This window comes from Tigheibacillus halophilus (genome assembly GCF_042683165.1).
GTDB lineage: Bacteria > Bacillota > Bacilli > Bacillales > Amphibacillaceae > Tigheibacillus > Tigheibacillus halophilus.
In genome coordinates, this window is record NZ_JBHUIZ010000015.1 from 164,761 (window position 1) to 184,816 (window position 20,056).

The 20,056-nt window shown below is 39.0% G+C and carries 19 protein-coding genes and 1 pseudogene; all 20 read left to right on the forward strand.

The genetic code is table 11. The features are described 5' to 3' along the window. Window positions 1–155: 155 nt before the first annotated feature. The gene (locus ACFSMW_RS16660) at window positions 156–2,210 is read left to right on the forward strand and encodes a BglG family transcription antiterminator (protein WP_390357426.1); all 2,055 of its coding nucleotides are present in this window, start codon (window positions 156–158) and stop codon (window positions 2,208–2,210) included. A gap of 28 nt (window positions 2,211–2,238) precedes the next feature. Next, window positions 2,239–2,730 carry a PTS sugar transporter subunit IIA gene (locus ACFSMW_RS16665; RefSeq protein ID WP_390357427.1) on the forward strand — a complete coding sequence of 164 codons (492 nt, stop codon included), beginning with the start codon at window positions 2,239–2,241 and terminating at the stop codon, window positions 2,728–2,730. After that, window positions 2,723–3,007 carry a PTS sugar transporter subunit IIB gene (locus ACFSMW_RS16670; protein WP_390357428.1) on the forward strand — a complete coding sequence of 95 codons (285 nt, stop codon included), beginning with the start codon at window positions 2,723–2,725 and terminating at the stop codon, window positions 3,005–3,007. The genes ACFSMW_RS16665 and ACFSMW_RS16670 overlap by 8 nt, the downstream gene beginning before the upstream one ends. A gap of 69 nt (window positions 3,008–3,076) precedes the next feature. Next, complete coding sequence (locus ACFSMW_RS16675; protein WP_390357429.1) at window positions 3,077–4,336, forward strand: galactitol-specific PTS transporter subunit IIC; 1,260 nt, start codon at window positions 3,077–3,079, stop codon at window positions 4,334–4,336. Window positions 4,337–4,434: 98 nt separating this feature from the next. Next, complete coding sequence (locus tag ACFSMW_RS16680) at window positions 4,435–5,466, forward strand: zinc-binding dehydrogenase (protein WP_390357672.1); 1,032 nt, start codon at window positions 4,435–4,437, stop codon at window positions 5,464–5,466. Between the two features lie 241 nt (window positions 5,467–5,707). Continuing rightward, on the forward strand, window positions 5,708–5,872 hold the full coding sequence (locus ACFSMW_RS16685; protein WP_390357430.1) for a hypothetical protein: 165 nt from the start codon (window positions 5,708–5,710) through the stop codon (window positions 5,870–5,872). Window positions 5,873–5,886: 14 nt separating this feature from the next. Continuing rightward, a complete protein-coding gene (locus ACFSMW_RS16690; protein ID WP_390357431.1) occupies window positions 5,887–6,939 on the forward strand; it encodes a galactitol-1-phosphate 5-dehydrogenase in 1,053 nt (350 codons plus the stop codon). A gap of 413 nt (window positions 6,940–7,352) precedes the next feature. Continuing rightward, window positions 7,353–7,508 (forward strand): annotated as a pseudogene (locus ACFSMW_RS16695) (HTH domain-containing protein); the annotation flags it as partial. A gap of 93 nt (window positions 7,509–7,601) precedes the next feature. Further along, entirely contained in the window at window positions 7,602–9,458 is a 1,857-nt protein-coding gene (locus tag ACFSMW_RS16700) for a BglG family transcription antiterminator (protein WP_390357673.1), read from the forward strand. Window positions 9,459–9,484: 26 nt separating this feature from the next. Further along, window positions 9,485–9,925: a PTS sugar transporter subunit IIA gene (locus ACFSMW_RS16705; protein ID WP_390357432.1), complete on the forward strand. Its 441-nt coding sequence runs from the start codon at window positions 9,485–9,487 to the stop codon at window positions 9,923–9,925. A 6-nt stretch (window positions 9,926–9,931) separates the two neighbouring features. Continuing rightward, window positions 9,932–10,201 carry a PTS sugar transporter subunit IIB gene (locus ACFSMW_RS16710; protein ID WP_390357674.1) on the forward strand — a complete coding sequence of 90 codons (270 nt, stop codon included), beginning with the start codon at window positions 9,932–9,934 and terminating at the stop codon, window positions 10,199–10,201. Between the two features lie 23 nt (window positions 10,202–10,224). After that, window positions 10,225–11,520 carry a PTS ascorbate transporter subunit IIC gene (locus ACFSMW_RS16715; RefSeq protein ID WP_390357433.1) on the forward strand — a complete coding sequence of 432 codons (1,296 nt, stop codon included), beginning with the start codon at window positions 10,225–10,227 and terminating at the stop codon, window positions 11,518–11,520. Window positions 11,521–11,598: 78 nt separating this feature from the next. After that, window positions 11,599–12,591: a phosphotriesterase family protein gene (locus ACFSMW_RS16720; protein WP_390357434.1), complete on the forward strand. Its 993-nt coding sequence runs from the start codon at window positions 11,599–11,601 to the stop codon at window positions 12,589–12,591. Between the two features lie 128 nt (window positions 12,592–12,719). Continuing rightward, on the forward strand, window positions 12,720–13,442 hold the full coding sequence (locus ACFSMW_RS16725; RefSeq protein ID WP_390357435.1) for a creatininase family protein: 723 nt from the start codon (window positions 12,720–12,722) through the stop codon (window positions 13,440–13,442). A 77-nt stretch (window positions 13,443–13,519) separates the two neighbouring features. Further along, window positions 13,520–14,236 (forward strand): KDGP aldolase, encoded by a 717-nt coding sequence (locus tag ACFSMW_RS16730; protein ID WP_390357436.1) that lies wholly within the window; start codon window positions 13,520–13,522, stop codon window positions 14,234–14,236. After that, window positions 14,236–14,964, forward strand: coding sequence for an SIS domain-containing protein (locus ACFSMW_RS16735; protein WP_390357437.1), 729 nt, complete (start codon window positions 14,236–14,238; stop codon window positions 14,962–14,964). Before ACFSMW_RS16730 ends, ACFSMW_RS16735 begins: the two co-directional genes overlap by 1 nt. Window positions 14,965–16,145: 1,181 nt before the next feature. After that, window positions 16,146–16,448, forward strand: coding sequence for a DnaD domain protein (locus ACFSMW_RS16740; protein ID WP_390357438.1), 303 nt, complete (start codon window positions 16,146–16,148; stop codon window positions 16,446–16,448). A 287-nt stretch (window positions 16,449–16,735) separates the two neighbouring features. Then, complete coding sequence (locus tag ACFSMW_RS16745) at window positions 16,736–17,365, forward strand: nucleotidyltransferase family protein (RefSeq protein ID WP_390357439.1); 630 nt, start codon at window positions 16,736–16,738, stop codon at window positions 17,363–17,365. 363 nt (window positions 17,366–17,728) lie between these two features. After that, complete coding sequence (locus ACFSMW_RS16750; RefSeq protein ID WP_390357440.1) at window positions 17,729–19,243, forward strand: class I adenylate-forming enzyme family protein; 1,515 nt, start codon at window positions 17,729–17,731, stop codon at window positions 19,241–19,243. A 54-nt stretch (window positions 19,244–19,297) separates the two neighbouring features. Beyond that, window positions 19,298–20,053, forward strand: coding sequence for a helix-turn-helix domain-containing protein (locus ACFSMW_RS16755; protein WP_390357441.1), 756 nt, complete (start codon window positions 19,298–19,300; stop codon window positions 20,051–20,053). The last annotated feature ends 3 nt before the right edge of the window (window positions 20,054–20,056 follow it).

Consider the following 20,056-nt stretch of genomic DNA (forward strand, 5'->3'; position numbering starts at 1 on the left):
GTCTCGAATCTGAATTACACCCAGCAATTGTGAAGCCCTATTTCTAAAAATATGAATCACAGTAATGTACAATCTAAGTTCGATAAATTGCGATGAAACCGCATTCATTAGGCGGTTTTATGATGTTACAATTACCAGTGAGAGGGGGGCAGATGATGAAGCTTGATAATCGAAGCATCAAAATTTTAGATGTGCTAATCAGTAATCCAAGTATTACAGGTAAGGATATCGAAAAAAAGTATAGCTTATCAAGAAGGCAACTGGGATACAGCTTCGGTAAAATCAATGGCTGGCTTCAATCTAATAACCTTCCTGCAATTGAACGAACAAGACAAGGGAATTTTATTATTGATCAAACAGTCTTTACAAATTTGAATAGTGATCAGGATAGCATGCTGGAGGATAAAGACATCCTGTCTGAAAAACAAAGAGTCAATGTTATCCTTATCATGCTATTAAGTAATGACGACCTGTCATTGAACCATTTTACGAGTGAATTGGATGTCAGTAAGAATACGGTGCTTACCGATTTAAAACGTGCAAAGGATTACGTAGCGGATTACGGATTGAGGATCCGTTATTCCAGACGATTTGGGTATGTACTGGAAGGTAATGAATTCATAATTCGTAAGTTGCTCATTCATGCCACCTACAAAATTTTAGCGATGCCAGATGGCTTCAATAGACTTTGTAAACTAGCGGCAATTCAACAGGAAGAGATCAATGAGCTGAATAAGCGCATTCATCAGGTTGAAAAAAAATTAAATTTGAAATTCACCGACGAAAAAATTGCTGGTATGCCATATACACTCACTTTGGTACTAAGAAGAATCAAAATGGGCATGCGGGTGGACTCATTTTACATTAAGTATGAGGAATTATCCGATACAAAGGAATATATGGCTACAGAGGAAATATTCAGTGACATTAAAGATATTCCGATGGAAGAAAGATTATTTATTACCCTGCATCTGTTAACTACCAACGTGTATTGGTCCGAATATTTAACGGAAGAAGCAATCCCGAATTTGCAGCAGGCACTGGATGATATGTTAAGTCTATTTGAAAAAAGTGCATGTATAGTCATACAAGATCGAGGCCAATTGCTAAATAAATTGCTTCTGCATGTTAAACCGGCCTATTACCGGATTAAATACCATCTTACGGAGATAAGTGATACGCAAGAATCAGTCAGTAAGGATTTCATGGCGTTGCATCATCTTGTCCAGCAGTCAACAAAGCCTCTGTCTGACTTGATTGGTATGAAGATACCGGAAAATGAAACAACTTTTCTAACCATGTTGATAGGCGGCTGGCTGACCAGACAGGGTGACAGTATCCTAGAAAAAGTCAAGGCCATTGTTGTCTGTCCAAAGGGAGTATCTGTCTCACGATTAATGTTAAGTGAATTACGTGAGCTATTTCCGGAATTTGTTTTCCTCGACTCGTTATCTGTAAGAGAGTTTCAAACATACAAACTGGATTACGATATTGTTTTTTCACCAACATTTATCGAGACTGACAAAAAGCTGTTTATTGCGAACTCATTCTTGGAACGTGAGGAAAAAAATCGATTACGAAAACAGGTCATGATGGAACTTCATGGCTATATTCCTTCCGATATCCATGTGGAAGACTTGATGGATATAATCAAAAACCATGCATCGGTTAAAAATGAACAAGAGCTTTCCCAAGACTTGTATCGTTATATCAACCGGGATGAAACCAGCGCTGTTAAAAAACAGAAAATAGCATTTCATGAGGCGAATTTAAGTGATTTAATCACGCCGGAGAAAATGACACTGAAGCGTGCCGTTGATTCTTGGGAAGCGGCAATGCGGATATGCGCATTGCCATTAGTGGAAAGCGGAAATATTGAAGAGGAATATGTAGAGGCGATCATCAAGCATTGCGCTCATGATCCATATATCGTTATTGGGCCAAATATTGCTATTCCCCATGCAGCTCCGGAAGAAGGGGTGAACGATGTTTCCATGAGTCTGCTCAGGCTTGAGGAAGGTGTGCAATTCACAGAAAATTATATGATTAATTTAATAATTGTCATCGCGGCACGTGATAAGCAGCAACACCTGAAAGCACTGATGCAGTTAATGAAACTGGCAAGGTCAGAAAAGGATAGAAAAGCGGTTGTAAGGGCGAGAACAACTGAGGAAATTCATGCAATCATAAAAAAATATTCCATAGTTTAATTACAACTTAGATCAGAGGTGCGAAAAAGTGAGCAATATCTATTTTGATGAATCTATTATTCTGTTGGATTTGAAAGCCGACACAAAAGATGCAGTCTTGACTGCAATGGGGAAAAACCTTGTAGAGCTGGGACTTGTTAAGGAGAGTTTCATCGATGCGGTTATCGCGCGCGAAGAGGAGTTTGCAACAGGTTTGCCAACCGGCAGTGTTTCAGTGGCAATTCCACATACTGATGTAGAACATGTGAAAAAAAGGGCAATTAGCCTTGGGGTACTAAAGAACCCGGTTGCTTTTGGGGTGATGGGAGAACCAGAGGAAACTACGCCAGTGAAGTTAGTGTTCATGCTTGCGATGGATAAGGCGCATTCACAGCTGTCCCTGCTGCAGCGCCTGATGCAGATTTTTCAGGACCAAGAAACGCTGAAATATATAGCAAACGAAGAGAATAAAGGAAACGTAAAGGCTTTATTGGAAAGTAAACTAGATTTTGCATTTGAAGGAGGTGAGAACTGTGAGTAAAAAGCAAGTATTGGTTGCATGTGGTGCAGGAATCGCAACATCAACAGTAGTGAATAACGCAATCGAAGTAATGGCAAAAGAGAACAAAATCGATGTCGACTTAAGGCAGATTAAAATTGCAGAAGTAGGAGCTTATGTTGATACAGCTGATTTACTTGTTACAACTGCAATGACAAAGAAAGAATATCCATTCCCGGTTATCAATGCCCGCTCATTTCTGACAGGTATTGGTACTGATGAAACCAAAAAGCAAATACTGGAGGAATTAAAAAAATAACAGCATTCAAATTCCGGCCTTTCGTGTAGAAAGCCGGGATTTGATAAAAAAAGATAAGGGGGAAAACCTGTGCAAGGATTCGTTGATTTTATAAAAGCCTTTTTAGACTTGGGAGCAACTGTCATCCTGCCTGTCGTCATCTTTTTGTTGGGTTTATTTTTCAGACAAAAACCGGGTAAAGCATTTCGGTCCGGTTTGACGATTGGGGTTGCATTTGTTGGCATTTTTCTTGTTATCGATTTGCTTGTTGATAATCTTGGACCGGCTGCACAAGGAATGGTCAAAAACCTGGGAGTGAGCTTGAATGTAATTGATGTGGGCTGGCCGGCTACATCATCCATTGCATGGGCATCGAGTATAGCTGCATTTATCATTCCACTTGGTTTAGCTGTAAACGTTATCATGCTATTCACAAAAACGACGAAAACAATGAACGTGGATATTTGGAATTTTTGGCATTATACATTCATGGGTGCTATGGTATATGCAATTTCAGGCAGTGTTGTCCAAAGTTTGATTGCAGCGGTGCTATTCCAAATTGTGGCCCTGAAAGTAGCTGACTGGACTGCCCCAATGGTTAGTGAGTTTTATGAATTGCCTGGGGTCTCACTAGCAACTGGCAGTACCATATCCTATGCACCAGGGATTTTCCTGGTAAAAGTACTGCAAAAAATTCCTGGAATTAGAAATTGGAATGCTGATCCGGATACCATCCAAAAACGATTCGGTATTTTCGGTGAGTCCATTTTTATCGGGTTATTCCTTGGTGCCCTTATTGGCGCGCTGGCGGGATATAGTGTTGGGGATATTATTGAAATAGGAATGGCTATGGCAGCAGTGATGGTATTAATGCCAAAAATGGTTAAAATCCTGATGGAAGGGCTGATACCAGTATCGGAGTCTGCAAGAGAATGGTTAAATAAAAGATTTGGTGATAAAGAGATTTATATCGGGCTCGATGCGGCCGTTGCATTGGGACATCCGGCAGTTATTTCAACCGCATTGATATTAGTTCCGGTTACAGTGCTATTAGCTGTTATTTTGCCGGGTAACACCGTGTTGCCGTTTGGCGATTTGGCAACTATTCCATTCATCGTAGCGTTTATCGTAGGTGCAGCAAGAGGTAATATTGTCCACTCGGTTATTGTGGGGACGATTATGATTGCTATATCACTGTATATCGCTACCGATGTGGCGCCAATATTTACGCAAATGGCTGAGAATGCACACTTCGATATGCCTAAAGGCTCTGCAAGAATCTCCAGTATTGACCAGGGCGGTAACATAGTGAACTGGGTTATTTTTAAGATCTTCAGTTTATTTAATTAGGACCAGATGGAGCTGGATCGCCAATAACAGCGTTATATTCTCCGTACCAAATGTTTTTCTCTGCTCAATATCGCTCAGAGAGAAGGGAGGAATTTATGATGAAAGCGTTAGTTAAAACAGAACTTGGATTCGGTAATTTGGAAATACAGGATAAACAGGAACCACAAGTTGGAAAAGATCAAGTGAAAATCGAGGTCAAGTATACAGGTATCTGCGGTTCGGATATTCATACGTATGAGGGACACTACAAAGTAGCAGCACCGGTTACACTGGGGCATGAATTTGCGGGCGTGGTTGTTGCTGTCGGCGACAATGTGAGCGAATTTAAAGCAGGCGACCGTGTTACATCGGAAACTACTTTTTACATTTGTGGGGAGTGTGCGTATTGCAAGACTGGTGATTACAATCTATGCAACGATCGTAAAGGACTGGGAACCCAGCAGAACGGCGGATTTGCCAAATATTTAATCGCTCGTAAAGAGAGTGTTCACAAATTGCCAGAAAACGTTGACTATCAGTCCGCAGCAATGACAGAACCCTTATCTTGTGCTCACCACGTCGTAGCCAAAACAAAGATTCATGATGGGGATGTCGTTGTTGTTACAGGTCCCGGCCCAATTGGCTTACTAACGGCACAAGTTGCCAAGAGTAAAGGTGCAACCGTTGTGATTACCGGCTTGACCAACGATAAGGTTCGTTTAGATAAAGCAAAGGAAATTGGCATTGATTATACGGTTAATATTCAGGAAGAGGATGTAAAGGAAGTCGTCAATCAATTAACAAATGGTTACGGGGCAGATCTTGTCTTTGAATGTTCCGGTGCGGTACCCGCTGTGAAAATGGGACTTGATCTGTTGCGGAAAAAGGGTCAGTATGGCCAAATTGGCATCTTTTCATCAGCTGAAATTCCTGTGGATTTTGAGAACATCATTCAAAAGGAAATACGCGTTGTCGGCAGCAGAAGTCAGAATCCACATGATTGGGAACCATCGCTTGCTTTAATGAATGATGGAAGTGTAAATGTCAAGGCACTGGTAACACATGAATTTGATATTACGCAGTGGGAAGAAGCTTATCTGGCAATCAAAAGCGGGGAAGCGATTAAAGTTTTATTAACACCGGCAGATTAATATATTTGTTTGGGAAAATTGTTGCGTTTAGTTGTAGTGCAAATTTCGGGATTACGTGGCTGATGGCATTTGACAGTTGAATAAAGCTGCTGCTATTGCAGATGCAAGGACCTGGTAGATTGGCGTTACACCAGTGATGCACTAGCTATTATTTCTGGGCAAATGTCAACAACCGTTACAAGAATAGCCTCAATCGTCGGGTCATTACTTTTCAAATATCGGAGAAATGAGGGGGAAGAAAATGGTTGATGCACTTCTTGATTTTATGCTGGGATCTGTTGGCAGAGCTATCGGCGATTTCTATTTTGAACACCAGATGATTTTTAATAGTATTGTTATCGGTTTTGCTTTTGTTGGCATGTTTGGCAGGAAAAAACGAGGCGAAGAGAAAAAATCAGTCAACTAGGAAGGGTGGTAAAGATGAGAGCCCTTAAGCTATATGGAAAACAGGATATACGTTTTGAGGATGCAGAAAAGCCAGTCATAAAAAATAAAAATGATGTCATCGTTCAAGTCAAAGCCGTGGGAATTTGTGGATCGGATATATCCAGATTTAATAAATTGGGGCCTTATGCTGAAGGTACGATATTTGGTCATGAATTTGCAGGTGTTGTAACTGAAATCGGCCAGGAAGTTGAAAAAATAAGCATAGGAGATCGGGTGGCCGGCTGCCCCGCTTTTAATTGTGGGAAATGTGATAGTTGCCGACAAGGTGAGCCAGCACGTTGTGAGAAGCTCCATGTGATGGGCGCCTATCAACCTGGGGCATATGCGGAATATGCCTGCTTGCCGGCGGAAAATATTGTATCCATTCCAGATCATGTAGATTTTGACACTGCAGCAATGATTGAACCATCATCTGTTGTTGTTCATGGGTTTTACCGAACCAAACTGCAGCCCGGTTCAACCGTGGCGATTATCGGATGCGGTAATATTGGGCTATTAGCGGTTCAGTGGGCAAAAATCTTCGGTGCAAAAACGGTATATGCAATTGATATTGATGATGAAAAACTGGCCATTGCCAAGGAAGTTGGAGCAGATGTGGTTATTAATTCAAGAAAAAAGGCTGCTCATGAGCAGCTTCATGCATTAAATGAAGGTCAGGGTGTGGATGTAGCCTTCGAATCTGCTGGATCCCCGATCACATCTGCACAGGTCTTCGCCTTACCAAAAAAAGGTGGCCAGGTTGTCTTCCTAGGGATCCCTTATGCTGATATTCATATAGATCGTTTTTATTTTGAAAAAATCGTCCGCAATGAATTAACCGTTTCTGGGTCATGGAATGCCATCTCCGCACCATTCCCCGGCAAAGAGTGGAGCACTTCTTTGCATTATATGGGTACTGGCCAAGTGAACGTCAAACCAATCATTTCCCATCGATTACAATTGCGGCAAGGCCCAGAAACTTTTGAAAGAATTATTAACCGCAAGGAAACTTTCGGTAAAGTATTGTTTTATCCAGAATTGGGATAGGGTTTTGATGTTCTGGTTTGAATCGGTATATGTTGAATTTTATACCCTTCATTTCCAACAAGTAAGAGCTATTGAAATAAGGATGGGATATGCACCTCATAGCAGAACAGACAAACTCATATCTTCTATTTAAATCAGCGGGATCATAATTATCTTGAATCTATAAAGGTGACCGGCCATATTGGCCAGGTCACCGTTTTATTTTTTATCCATATTATTAGCTAATGCTTTGAGGTAAAGATGAAGCGAGACGCATGGGATCAGTTCAATGGTCAACCCCTTCAGTACAATTTTGCACATTATCATGTGGTTCATTTGGTCTTATCAAGGTTGCTAAACAACAATATAATATAGACATAGGACATACTACCTAAGAACTATTGATTAGGGGGATAAAGTTGGATCAACGTAGTATGGCAGTATTAAATCAACTATTGAAACAGGATTCATATATCAATGTACAGCAGCTTGCTGAAGTGTTGAATGTGTCGCGACGCACGATTTATAGTGATCTTGAAAAAGTAAATAATTGGTTGGAAGAACATCATTTCACGCAGGTTAAGCAGGTAAGAGGTCAGGGGATGTATATAGATGAGCCAGCCAGAAAGGAAATTATGACGAATTATTCCTTCTTTGGAACAACGTACTATGAATTTTCCCCTTTGGAGAGAAAGGCTTGGGCTTATATTTATATTGCTGGGCATGATAAAGTTTATTTTTTAGAGGATTTTAAGAAACTTTTTCAGGTAAGTAGAAATACAATACTTGATGATATGAAGAAACTGAAGGAAGAAATAAAAACTAATCAGTTGCATATTCATTCTGAACGCAACACGGGGTATTCCATCATAGGAAATGAAAACGATGTCAGAAGGATGATGGTTCATTTCCTATCGTTAATAACACCAAAAGAAGGATGGTATGTTTTTTTATCTAATTTGCAGGGGGCGTCCATAAACAAAGACAACCGAGCATTGAGGCCTTATCTAACTTTTGACGTTGAATTACTGGGCTTGTTGCGTCAATTATTACATGATTATGAACAACATTTCAGGATTGAATTTACTGACGATGTTTTAAACAACATTGTTGTATGGTTTCATTTTTTTATCAAACGAATGAAAAAGCAATCATTTGTGAAAGTAGATTCAATCGAAAAACAAGTAATTAAAATGACAGATGAATACGAGGGAGTAAAATCCCTATGTAAACATGTATCACAAGACTTAGATATTACCATTCCTGATGATGAAATATATTACTTTGCTAAATATCTTCTAAGTGCCAAAGTGAATTATAATTTCAGCCCACAATTAGAAAGTGAAGAAATGAAAGCCTTGCTTCATGTGGTGGAGAGGATGGTGGCGGATTTCCAACTGTATGCTGCAATTGAATTTCGAGAACCCAAGCAGATGATCCAAAACCTGATGCTACATTTAAAGCCCGCATACTATCGAATTAAATATGGGATCGAAGTAGAAAATGCTTTGCGAGATTTGGTTATTCAAAATTATCCCGAAGTTTTTCACTTAACGAAAAAGACGGTACATTATTTTGAAGATTTAATTGGCCAGTCGATCAATGAAAATGAAGTTGCATTTATTGCAATGCATTTTGGCGGATGGCTTCGTAAAGAAGGTGTGATGCTTGAAAAATCCAGAAAAAGAATGCTCATCGTCTGCACAAATGGACTAGGTACATCGCGGCTATTGGAAAGCCAGCTTGAAGGGCTATTCTCAGATGTACAAACTACTGGTGTGGCCTCATTAAGGGAATATGAAAAATTAGATTTAAACGTTGATTTTGTTGTTTCGACCATACCGCTTCCAGAACGTGGTGTACCTGTTTTTGTCATCAACCCTGTACTAAATAATGAGGACAAAGAGCAATTGTTAAAAAAAGTAAATAGCTTGTTCGAACATTCATCAAAGAAACAGATACACTCGGTTGAAACGGTGATGGATATTGTCGGAAGATACGCCGTGATAGAAGATGATAAAGCATTATTGAGGGAACTGAGAAGATATTTTCATGCACCGATTAAAATGGAAAGTGAAGCGATGAAACCTAATTTATGTGAGCTGCTCCCAGCAGATCGAATTGTATTGAAAAAGCAGGTTGCAAGCTGGGAAAATGCAATAAAAGTTGCTGCTGCTCCATTGTTGAAACAAGGGTATATCAGAGAAAGCTATATATCAAAAATGATTGAGAATGTTATTAAAATTGGACCATATATTGTTATATCTGATTATTTTGCACTTCCCCACGCTAATTCAGATGATGGCGTCATTAAAACTGGAATGAGCATGCTCCATTTAGATATACCAGTCGATTTATTAGAAAAGACCGCAAAAATAATTGTGGTTTTAGCTTCACTGGATAATGAACAGCATTTAAAAGCATTATCACAACTAAGAAAGCTATTTTCTTCCAAAGAAGATAAGGACCATATTGTTAAAGCAACAAATAAAAATCAGATAGTCAAATTGATACGAACATATTCTACAGAGATGGATTAACAGCAAGGATAAGGTGAGTGAAATCGATGAAGTTTTTGGAAAAAGCCATTGTGAAAGTCGGTGCGGAAGTGGCAGATGCGGAAGGCGCGATTGAAGAAGCTGGTAATCTTTTAATCCAGGAGGGACTTATCGAAAGGTCTTACATGGAGGCGATGAAGGATTCATATAAGGAAAATGGTCCTTATTTTGTACTAGCTCCGAGCATTGCGATTCCGCATGCCAGACCTGAAGATGGTGTGAATGAGGCCTCAGTATCATTTGTACAGTTAAAGAAGCCTGTTATATTTGGGCATTCTTCAAATGATCCCGTACGTCTTGTGTTTGGTTTAGGTGCGTCATCAAGTGATGAACATCTAACGTTACTTCGAAAATTAACAGCACTTCTCAATGATTCAGCAAACGTAGAAAGATTAACAACAGCAACAAGTTATGAAGATATAAAAAACATATTAGAAATGGAGCGATAAGCGATGATGAAGGTATTAACAGTTTGTGGATTAGGACAAGGAACAAGTTTGATTTTGAAAATGAATGTGGAACAAGCTTTATCAGATAAAGGGATTAGTGCAGATGTTGAACATACTGATGTATCTACAGCTTCCAGTATGCAAGCAGATTATATCATCACCAGCAATGAACTTGCAGAAAGTCTGGCAGGTCATAGTGCAAAAGTTTTCATTGTAAATAATTACTTTGATATGGATGAGATTAACAAAGCAATTGACGAGAACATCGTAAGTTAAGTTGAAATTGGGGGGGAACACGAATGGATGCTATTTTTTGGATTGCCACAAATATTTTCGGGCAAGCAGCGATTCTACTTGGATTTATCGTCCTGCTAGGATTGCTGCTACAGAAAAAAAGTACTAGTCAAGTAATTAGCGGCACGTTTAAGGCTGTGATCGGATTTTTAATCATTGGTGCAGGTTCAGGCGTAATCACTGACGCGTTGACAGTTTTTGAACCACTATGGAAAGAAGTTTTCAATTTGTCGGCAGAGCCGCTTGGACATTTCATGGGGCAAGAAGCATTTAACGCAAAGTATGGTAGTGCGGTGACATTGGCAATGACACTGGGATTTGTCATTAACGTACTATTAGCTAGGTTTACTAGATTCAAATTTATTTATTTGACAGGCCATATGATGTTCTGGACAACAACCATTTTTGCAGGAATTGTTATCCAAACTGCTGGTGATGTTTCATTCGGTAAACTTGTCATCTTTTTAGCAGTGTTTATGGGATTATATTGGACGATTCAGCCAGCATTAACTCAACCGTTCATGCGGAAAATCATGGGGAATGACAATATTGCCCTGGGGCATACGTCAGCATCCGTTTCTTTATTAAGTGCTTTGGCAGGTAAATATTTAGGTAATAAAGAAAATGACTCTGAAAAAATCAAACTACCAAAAGGCTTGGAATTTCTAAGGGATTCTAACGTTATTACTGCACTGACAATGGGCTTACTATTTTTAGTCGGAGCGATCATTATTTCCTTTAAAGATACGCCTGGAGCAAAAGCATTAGTTGAAGCGGCTGGTGATCAAAACTTCATCGTGTACGCAATCATTCAGTCGTTTACGTTTGCTGCTGGTATTGCAGTTGTTTTACTTGGTGTACGCATGTTTATCGGAGAAATGGTTCCAGCATTTAAAGGTATTGCGACAAAAATTGTCCCTGGTGCAAAACCAGCACTAGATAGCCCGGTTGTATTCCCGTTTGCACCAAACGCTGTAATTTTGGGTTTCTTGGGATCATTTGTCGGGGCGTTAATCTGGTTGGTTGTTTTAGGAAATACAGTTAGTTATGTATTTGTTCCAACGATGATTGTGCTGTTCTTCCACTCAGCCACTGCAGGGGTATTCGGTAATGCGACTGGTGGTGTTAGAGGTGCAATAATGGGTGGTTTCATTACCTCAACTGTGGTTGCATGGGGACAATTTGTCATGGTGAAAATGCTTCTACCTGATACAGTTCCGGATACAGCAATGTGGGCTGCAGACTCAGATATGTTTATATTAGGACCAATCATCCGGTTCCTATCACAACTATTCTTTTAATATAGGAACGGAAATGGGGAAACAAATTCCCCGTTCTTTTCCATTTTATCTATCAATTTTACATCAGGAGTGATTAATATGAGTTTTATCAGAACGTTTCATGGCGATATAGATCCATCAAAATTAGGTTTCACTTATTCACACGAACACATTGTATGTCGACCACCATATTGGGTGAAACAAAAAAATGACGATTTGCTTCTAGATGATAAAGAAAAATCAAAGAAAGACGTTCTAGATTTCAAAAACCTTGGTGGACAAGCAATTGTTGATGCAACAGCGGTTGACTACGGCCGTGATGTGCAGGCAGTTAAAGAAATTGCAGAAGAAACAGGTGTCACCATTGTAGGTACAGCAGGATTCAACAAAAGTTTTTTATGGGACGCACCTATCCCCGAACATGTGAAAGAAATAGTTGGTTACTATGACACATATTATGAATGGATCCATGCAAAATCAATCAATGAGCTTGCTGATTTTGTCATTCGCGAAATTGAAGAGGGACTGGAAGGTACGAATATACCTGGGGGCCAAGTGAAATTTGGTACAGGTTATAACAGAATAACTCCTTTGGAGGAAAAAACGTTACGCGCTGTAGCAAGAGCACATCATGAAACGAAAGCTCCGATGCATTCTCATACAGAAGCTGGAACGATGGGACTTGAACAAATCGAACTACTAAAAAGTGAAGGAGTCAATTTAGAACATATTAGTTTCGGTCATATGGATCGTAACCCAGATCCATATTACCATGAAAAAATTGCTAAGACCGGCGCATTACTCTCCTTTGATGGTATCTCAAAAATTAAATATGCCCCAGAAAGTACGCGTATTCAGTGTATTTTTGAACTTGTCAATAAAGGTTACGAGAACCAAATTTTGATTAGTGGTGATACAGCAAGAAAATCCTATTATAAACACTATGACCATGGTTTAGGATTGGAAAACATCATTGGTAATTGGGTTCCTCGTTTCATAGATGAAGCAGATAAAAACGGTTTTGATGGAGAAAAATTAATAAATAAATTTTTCGTCCAAAATCCCGCTCGTTGCTTTGTTTTTAAGAAATGAGGTATAAAAGCGCTAAATGGTCGGTTGGCACAACTAACATGTAGATGAAGTGTAGGAAAGTTAGTCATCTTCATTTGCTAATGAGGATTTTTTAACAAACTTTAAAAAAATTGGGCGGTGAAGGCAAAATGGAATTCCAATACGAAAATTCCTTTGAAGTAAAGGAAAAAATCAATCAATCAAAAATTGCTATTTTACCGATTGGTGCAGTCGAGGCGCATGGGCCCCACCTACCGCTTGGAACGGATAATTTGCTTGCTGAACGATTGTCGGAAAAACTGGCAAAACATGTCAATGGTTTTGTACTGCCGACATTACCTTATGGCCAAGTATGGAGTCTGCGTAATTTTCCGGGAAGTATTAATATCAGTAATAACTCACTTATTGGTTTTCTCGTTGATATCGGTGAAAGTCTTTATAAGCAAGGGTTTAAAACATTTGCGATGGTCAATGGACACTTGGGGAATCAAACAGCATTAAAAGAAGCAGCGCGAGTATTGTATGAGTCATGTCCAAAAATGCGTGTGTTTTATTTCTTCTATCCAGGAATGAACAAAGCGGCAGCTGAAGTTCGGGAAAAAAGCTCAGCACATAATACTTACTTCCATGCTTGTGAAATAGAAACATCTTACATGTTGTATCTGGCTCCAGAACATGTTGATATCGATAAGGCACTTACGGACATACCGGATATACCGTTGCATGCTGATTCAACGCCCACACCGTGGGAAGAATTTACAAAAACCGCTGTACTGGGAGATGCCAGCCTTGCCACAGAAGAAAAAGGAAAATATATTATCGATATCGCATTAGAAAATATGGTTAAAATGATCGAAGAATTAAAGGAATAAGGTTATAAGGAAGGGATTTGAAATTGAATTTCAACCCCTTATCAGTTACTGATGAAAAATGCAGAGGGTGACTCACTATGAGAGAAAAACTTTATGGGAAGTTCTTATTTAATTTTTTGGCGAAAGATCGTAATAATACTGCTGCGGTGATGGAGGCTGGCTTTGGTTATGTCGTTCCGGGTATTGTATCCGATAAGTTTGATTCGATTAAAGCGGCTGCAGAGAAAGTAGTCGAATTAAAATCCGTAACGGACACGGTAAGTGTTGGCTTAGGCGGTGGTGGAAACACATCCAATTGGAAGAAAGTACTAGAGATTGCTGCTGCTTCCAATCCTGGTCACATTAATCAGCCATTTGAAACGGCAACATATGCGACGGGATATTTGGATGGAAATGATATCCCAAAACAATTGGTCAATGCACTTGTGCAGCCAACGGGTGAAGTAGGAAAAATAAAATTGGCTAATTCCGGTAAGGTTTTGCTTGTTGAAGATTTCGTTGAAATTGCTGTTAGTCTAGGATTAATGAGTATTAAGATGATGCCTGTTAAGGGAACTCAGCATTTAGAAGAACTAATCTATTTAACTAAAATAGCAGCTAACAAAGGAATTCGTGGTGTTGAACCTGCAGGTGGAATTGATGCAAGTAATATCAAGGATATCCTTATCGGCGTGAAAGATATCGACATTGCGTTTTTTATGCCACATATCTTTGGATCAACGATTGACAAGGATACAGGAGAAACCAACCCAGCTAAAGTACGTGAAATTCTTGCCAAAGTGGAGGGACTATGATGATTCACCAATACTTTAACAAAATTACTAATCTACTATCCATTGTTGAAAATGAAGAGCAGGAAGCAATGAGCCAAGCAGCTAAAAAAGTTGCTGATATAATCCAAAACGGTGGGGTTGTTCACTTATTTGGTTGTGGGCATTCGCATATTTTGACAGAAGAAGTCTATTATCGCGCAGGCGGATTAGTTCCAATACATCCTATTTTACATGAACCGTTAATGCTTCATGAAGGTGCTGTTCGTTCATCAGCTTTGGAGAGAAAAAATGATTATGCAAAAACTTTTATGGACGAACAGGATATCCGTGAAGGGGATGTCCTGTTCGTGATCTCAACATCTGGAAGGAACCCTGTTCCGGTGGATGTAGCCCATTTCGCAAAAACCAAAGGCGCTTTCGTTATCGGTATCACATCAATTGAATATTCATCAAGCCAGCCATCACGGCATACAAGTGGAAAGCATCTATTTGATGCAGTGGATGTAGTAATTAACAATCATGCTCCGGTTGGAGATGCACTAATGTCACATGAGAAAGTGAATGTAAACTTCTCACCTAGCTCTACTGTAGTTGGTTCGACGATTCTAAATGCAATTTTTGCTGAATCTATCAAACTGATGGCAGAGAACGAATTTGAACCGCCAGTTTTTCTAAGCGGAAATATTGAAGGTGCTGATGAGCATAATCAGGAGTTGATTGATGCGAACAGTAAGAGAATAAAACTATAGAGGTATATTAGGTACGCTGGATGATTTATGTTTACAGTTACCAAGACCTAAATTGAAAATTTACTGCGCGTAATTGGATTGCCAGTCCACCGGTTGCCTCTTATGATGTTGAATTACTTTCTTTCTGAAAGCAAACTTTTGAAGATGTTGAGGGTAGAAACTGGGTAGCACCAGCAGCAATAGTTCTTGGATGGCTATTAACACAATACATCTATCCAGTCGCTATGCTATTGCTCCAAACCTTTGCTGTTGCAGGAATTATCTTCTACATTGGCATGGAAATAAAAATGAAAGCAAAGAAAAAACTGATATGGCAGCATAGTACTTTGTCACAGGCGCCAACACTATTTAAAATTTTGTCGGTGCCTGTGATTTTTCAAATTTTGTCGTATGCTGTCAGATAAAAGGGGTGCTTGTTAAAAATCAAAGTGTAATTTTTCCGATAATGATTCCGAACACAACCATTAATATGCTGATGGCCCAAATATACTTGATACTTGAAGGAGTAATTAATTTTTACTCTTTCTTCATGACGTCTTGAAGCGCAAGCCGAAATTCATCCGTATGTAATTTTTTCCGCGCTTGCCCCAACTTTTTACAGCTTCAACAGTCGTATTTTCCTGCTCAGCAATATCCTTTAACGGCATGTCGTCAACAACGGCGAAATAAATCCATTTCCATTGATTCTGGGTTAACTGGGATTTTATATATTTCCAAAAATGGGTGTTTTCCAGAAGGGGGCTCATGATACCAGAGTAGAAATCTGTAGTGTAATCATTTCGGATAGTTTTATCAGTGGCGTGGGATGGAAGATAAGTTTTGCATGTGTGGGGTATATCTGCTTTTCTTGCGAATGAGATCGATAAGACAGCAGCGGATAATGAAATTGAAGTAGGTTGTCAGGGACCTTTGTCGGGATCATACTTTTCATAGGCATGCCACATAGCACATAAGCCTTCTTGAAAGAATCCCTGATGGGGGTCGTGGATGTTTAGCCGGTGAATCTGATAATATATCCGGCACTTGTTTGCTGGTAAATTTCTTTGAATGAATAGGGTGTTTTCATGGTATGCTCCTTTTGAAATATTGGGGAATGGGCGAGGATGGGAAATAGAGAGGGATAGGGGATGTTTAGAATTGCCTCTTTAGATAGATAAGTAAACTTTGGCGATGTAGCGGATATGGGAGAAAGTCTCGTGTTGGAAGCGCTGAAACGTACGCTGGATTACAATAAGTCGAGCTGGAGCTATAAAAAGATTCTTGCAAACTGGAAACGCAAAGGGATTATACAAGTGGAGCAGGCTCAAAAAGAGAGTTCTGTCAAAAACTTTTCCGCGCTCCTCGCAAAGCTGCCGGTGGAGGTAAACGCATTGTGCCAGATTGAAACGAGAGGCCGGATGCAACAGGGCAAATGGTCAGCAGCGAAACGCAAGAAAAAACTGCAAAACAGGTCGATGTTCAGAAGGAAAAAGAAGAGATGTTGAAGTTTGTTCGGAGTTTGGGAGGAAGAGGAAGGCTTAGTTGGATGCTTGTAGTTTCAATCAAGATATTAAACAAAAGCGAGTTACGCAAACGATTTTTGTCGGGCTTTTGCGTATATCGATGATAATGTAGCAGGCACCAGTCATTGTTGAGCGTATTGAATGCGCTTTCCATTTAATTATGGGATGATATCTTCAAGTTAGCTTTTTCCTTAGAAATGAAATTTCTTAGCTATTCATTGGAAAGTCAATTTGTATTATACAATTCTCAATTTATAGGAGCTTGTATTATGAAAACTTGCGAAGCATCAATACATGCAATTATTCTGGCAGCCGGAACGTCGCGTCGTATGGGGAAGCCAAAACAATTGCTCCCCTTTGGAGACAATAGCCTTCTTGAAACAGTCATTCGTCTTGTTAACAAATGGGATTTTTCAGAAGTACTTACTGTTATTGGTCGGGAAGCTGAGATTATTCAGAAAGAAATTATCGTCAATGACCCGTCTTTCCGATGGATTATTAATTCATCCTTTACGAATGGTCAAAGTGATTCTTTGAAAAAAGCGATGGAACAGATCGAGAGGACTCCATTAAATGCCATGATCTTTTTAGGTGATCTACCATTACTTAAGGAAGAAACAATTCAAAAGGTATTGAATGCAGGAAAAGAGAAATTGGTGCAAACAAGTAAACCTTTTGTTGTTCGGCCAAAGATGAAGGGTAAGGTTGGGCATCCAGTATTCTTTGGAAATGCTGAAAGTGAGTGGTTTCAACAGTTACATGGGGACCAGGGAGCAAAACCAATCATAAAAAAAATGAATGATTGTACTGAAGTTGAAGTTTCAGATGAGGGAATTTTGTTTGATATTGATACTCCCGAAGATTATCTGGAGGCTAAAAAATGGTCAGAGAACCGCTAAATCCATGAAGAGTAATTGCTTTTAAATAATACTCACCGTATAGAGATAAATGTTTATCTATTAAGATATATTGTTTCCCACCGCTTAAAGATGATTTCATACCCCATATTTACGGGACTCATTATTGTGCTGAACACACATGTATTCCGAAAGAGACATTTGGCATAATCCTATTCTTTAGATTCTTTCCCTAATTGGGCCTCCTATTTGAAAAGGTAGTTATCATTTCCATCGTATCGACCGGGTAAATATTGTTTATTTAGATGACAGGGTTTTCTTTTAAGATTATAATATAATTACTATTCTTTAAATTATCTGTAAATTAAAATGCCAGAAGATCATTTTTAACTAGGAGTGGTATTGGTGGATCTTGCCAGGATGTTTGACTATGCAGTGGAACGCAGCCCAAATGAAACTGCATTCATTGATGGGGAACGTCATTATTCCTATAAAGAAATAAAGAGCAGTGTGAATTTTGTTGCAGCTTCGCTATACCGATTAGGAATAAAAAAAGGTGACCGCATTGCTATTTTACTTAGAAATCGTATGGAGGCAATTGTATTATTTTGGGCCACCCAAAAACTAGGCGCTGTATTTTCACCGATAAATATTATGCAAACAAAAGAAATCATCCATTATTGTATCAATGATTTGGATGCCAAAATGATTGTATTTGAAAAAACGACTGAGTACCTAATTGAACGGGGAAAAATTGATTATCGCCCATTATTTATCACTATTGATGGGAAAAGTGATATTACGTATAGTGAATTGCTTCAAGGAAACGAATATGATTTTAATCATATTACCGTTCATGAAAATGATCTTTCTATTATTTTATATACCTCTGGAACCACAGGTATCCCGAAGGGGGTCCCACGAACACACCTGAATGAGTATTCTTCAACTTTAGCTTATGTCTTTCATTGTCGTTATGAATGGATGGACACTTCTCTTGGTGTTATTCCACTGCATCATACAATGGGAATACGTTCCTTGCTTAGCATGTTTTTACTAAATGGGACGACCATTCTTTTAAAAAATTTTGACCCGAATGAAGCCTGCCAATTAATCCAAGACCAAAAAGTAACTTGTGTTTATTTATTTCCAAGCATGTACCATGAGATAGTTTCATTAACTGATATCAAGAAATATGATTTTGAGCGGTTGCGTGTTATTTCATATGCAGGCGCGCCTATGACAAATAGGCTAATCCAGAAATGCCAAGAGGTTCTTAATCCAGCCCACTTTATCAATCAGTACGGGAGTACAGAAATATTTACCCATACTATATGTCAAGAAATTATTCATAAGCCTGGATGTGCAGGAAAGCCAGGAATTCATCAAAAAATTAAAGTAATTGAAGCGGATGCCAGCCGTTCAAAATCGGAAGAAGATGTTGTTCCAAATGGTGTGATCGGAGAGGTTATTGTCAGTATGGATTCTCCTGAGGCGTTTAGGGGCTACTGGAATAAACCAGAAGTTACTAAAAAAAGTGTAAAAAATGGTTGGTACTACACTGGGGATTTAGGTTATAAAGATGAGACCGGTGATATTTATGTCATAGGGCGAATAGATGAGATGATCTTGCATGCGGGTGAGAATATTTTTCCATTGGAAGTAGAGAACATCTTATTGGAACATCCCAAGGTAAAAGAGGCAATGATTAGAGGGGAAGATGATGAACGATGGGGACAAATTGTTGTCGCCTATATTGTCTCAAAAGATGAATTGCTAACTGCAGGTGAACTGGATATTTTTTGTAAATCCCACTCCATGCTATCTAATTTTAAGCGGCCAAGAAAGTATATTTTTAAATCTTCCTTACCGGAAACAACGTCTGGAAAACCATCATATAAACAAGTACCTTCAAAATAAAAAATTTCAAATTTATGCTAATTCCTTAGCAAAAATTTGAAAGGAGGAATGGTTTTGCCGGATATTTTAATCGTGGATGATGAATTTGAAAGCAGAATGGCTGTGACGGATTATCTTTCGACAAGCAGTATTGGGTTTTATTCAGTACATGAAGCCATTACAATTGAAAAAGGAGAGCTATTATTAAAAAAAATAAAGCCAAGCATATTGTTTTTAGATGTTTCCCTGCCAAACGGAAATGGAATGGAATTAGGCCAAAAAGCGTTAGAGTGGAATCCCGATATCAGTGTTATTGTGGTGACGTATTTGAAGGAATTTGATTTAGTCCACTGTAGTATCAACCTTGGATTTGCAGGGTATTTATTAAAACCTTTCTCCAAAACCGATATCCATATGCTTGTAGAACGAATTCATATCCATAGTCTATCGACAGAGTCAAAGAAAGTATTTCGACAAGAAAATAACAAAAAACAAACCCCAGATCTTGCGAATCCAATACAGACTGCTTTACAGTTTATCCAAAACCGCTATATGGAACAAATCACTTTAGATGAGACAGCTCAAAAGGTGTATTTAAGTACTTCACATTTCAGTCGTTCTTTCAAGGAGGAAACGGGAGTAACGTTTGTTGATTATCTGATGACCTATCGAATCGATCAATCCAAAATGTTGTTAAAGACTACGACACTTCCAATGGAAGTGATTGCAAACCAAGTGGGATTTACCAGTGCGGCATATTTTTCCACAGCTTTTAAAAAGAAGGAAAGTTGTACCCCTTCCGAATATCGTTCATTATTCTTGGCGAAATAAGAA

What these genes read in the sequence shown, in the direction of transcription:
- ACFSMW_RS16660 (WP_390357426.1), top strand. Translation starts at nt 156, where the DNA reads ATGAAGCTTGATAATCGAAGCATCAAAATTTTAGATGTGCTAATCAGT.
- ACFSMW_RS16680 (WP_390357672.1), top strand. Translation starts at nt 4,435, where the DNA reads ATGAAAGCGTTAGTTAAAACAGAACTTGGATTCGGTAATTTGGAAATA.
- ACFSMW_RS16685 (WP_390357430.1), top strand. Translation starts at nt 5,708, where the DNA reads ATGGTTGATGCACTTCTTGATTTTATGCTGGGATCTGTTGGCAGAGCT.
- ACFSMW_RS16690 (WP_390357431.1), top strand. Translation starts at nt 5,887, where the DNA reads ATGAGAGCCCTTAAGCTATATGGAAAACAGGATATACGTTTTGAGGAT.
- ACFSMW_RS16705 (WP_390357432.1), top strand. Translation starts at nt 9,485, where the DNA reads ATGAAGTTTTTGGAAAAAGCCATTGTGAAAGTCGGTGCGGAAGTGGCA.
- ACFSMW_RS16710 (WP_390357674.1), top strand. Translation starts at nt 9,932, where the DNA reads ATGAAGGTATTAACAGTTTGTGGATTAGGACAAGGAACAAGTTTGATT.
- ACFSMW_RS16715 (WP_390357433.1), top strand. Translation starts at nt 10,225, where the DNA reads ATGGATGCTATTTTTTGGATTGCCACAAATATTTTCGGGCAAGCAGCG.
- ACFSMW_RS16720 (WP_390357434.1), top strand. Translation starts at nt 11,599, where the DNA reads ATGAGTTTTATCAGAACGTTTCATGGCGATATAGATCCATCAAAATTA.
- ACFSMW_RS16725 (WP_390357435.1), top strand. Translation starts at nt 12,720, where the DNA reads ATGGAATTCCAATACGAAAATTCCTTTGAAGTAAAGGAAAAAATCAAT.
- ACFSMW_RS16730 (WP_390357436.1), top strand. Translation starts at nt 13,520, where the DNA reads ATGAGAGAAAAACTTTATGGGAAGTTCTTATTTAATTTTTTGGCGAAA.
- ACFSMW_RS16735 (WP_390357437.1), top strand. Translation starts at nt 14,236, where the DNA reads ATGATTCACCAATACTTTAACAAAATTACTAATCTACTATCCATTGTT.
- ACFSMW_RS16740 (WP_390357438.1), top strand. Translation starts at nt 16,146, where the DNA reads ATGGGAGAAAGTCTCGTGTTGGAAGCGCTGAAACGTACGCTGGATTAC.
- ACFSMW_RS16745 (WP_390357439.1), top strand. Translation starts at nt 16,736, where the DNA reads ATGAAAACTTGCGAAGCATCAATACATGCAATTATTCTGGCAGCCGGA.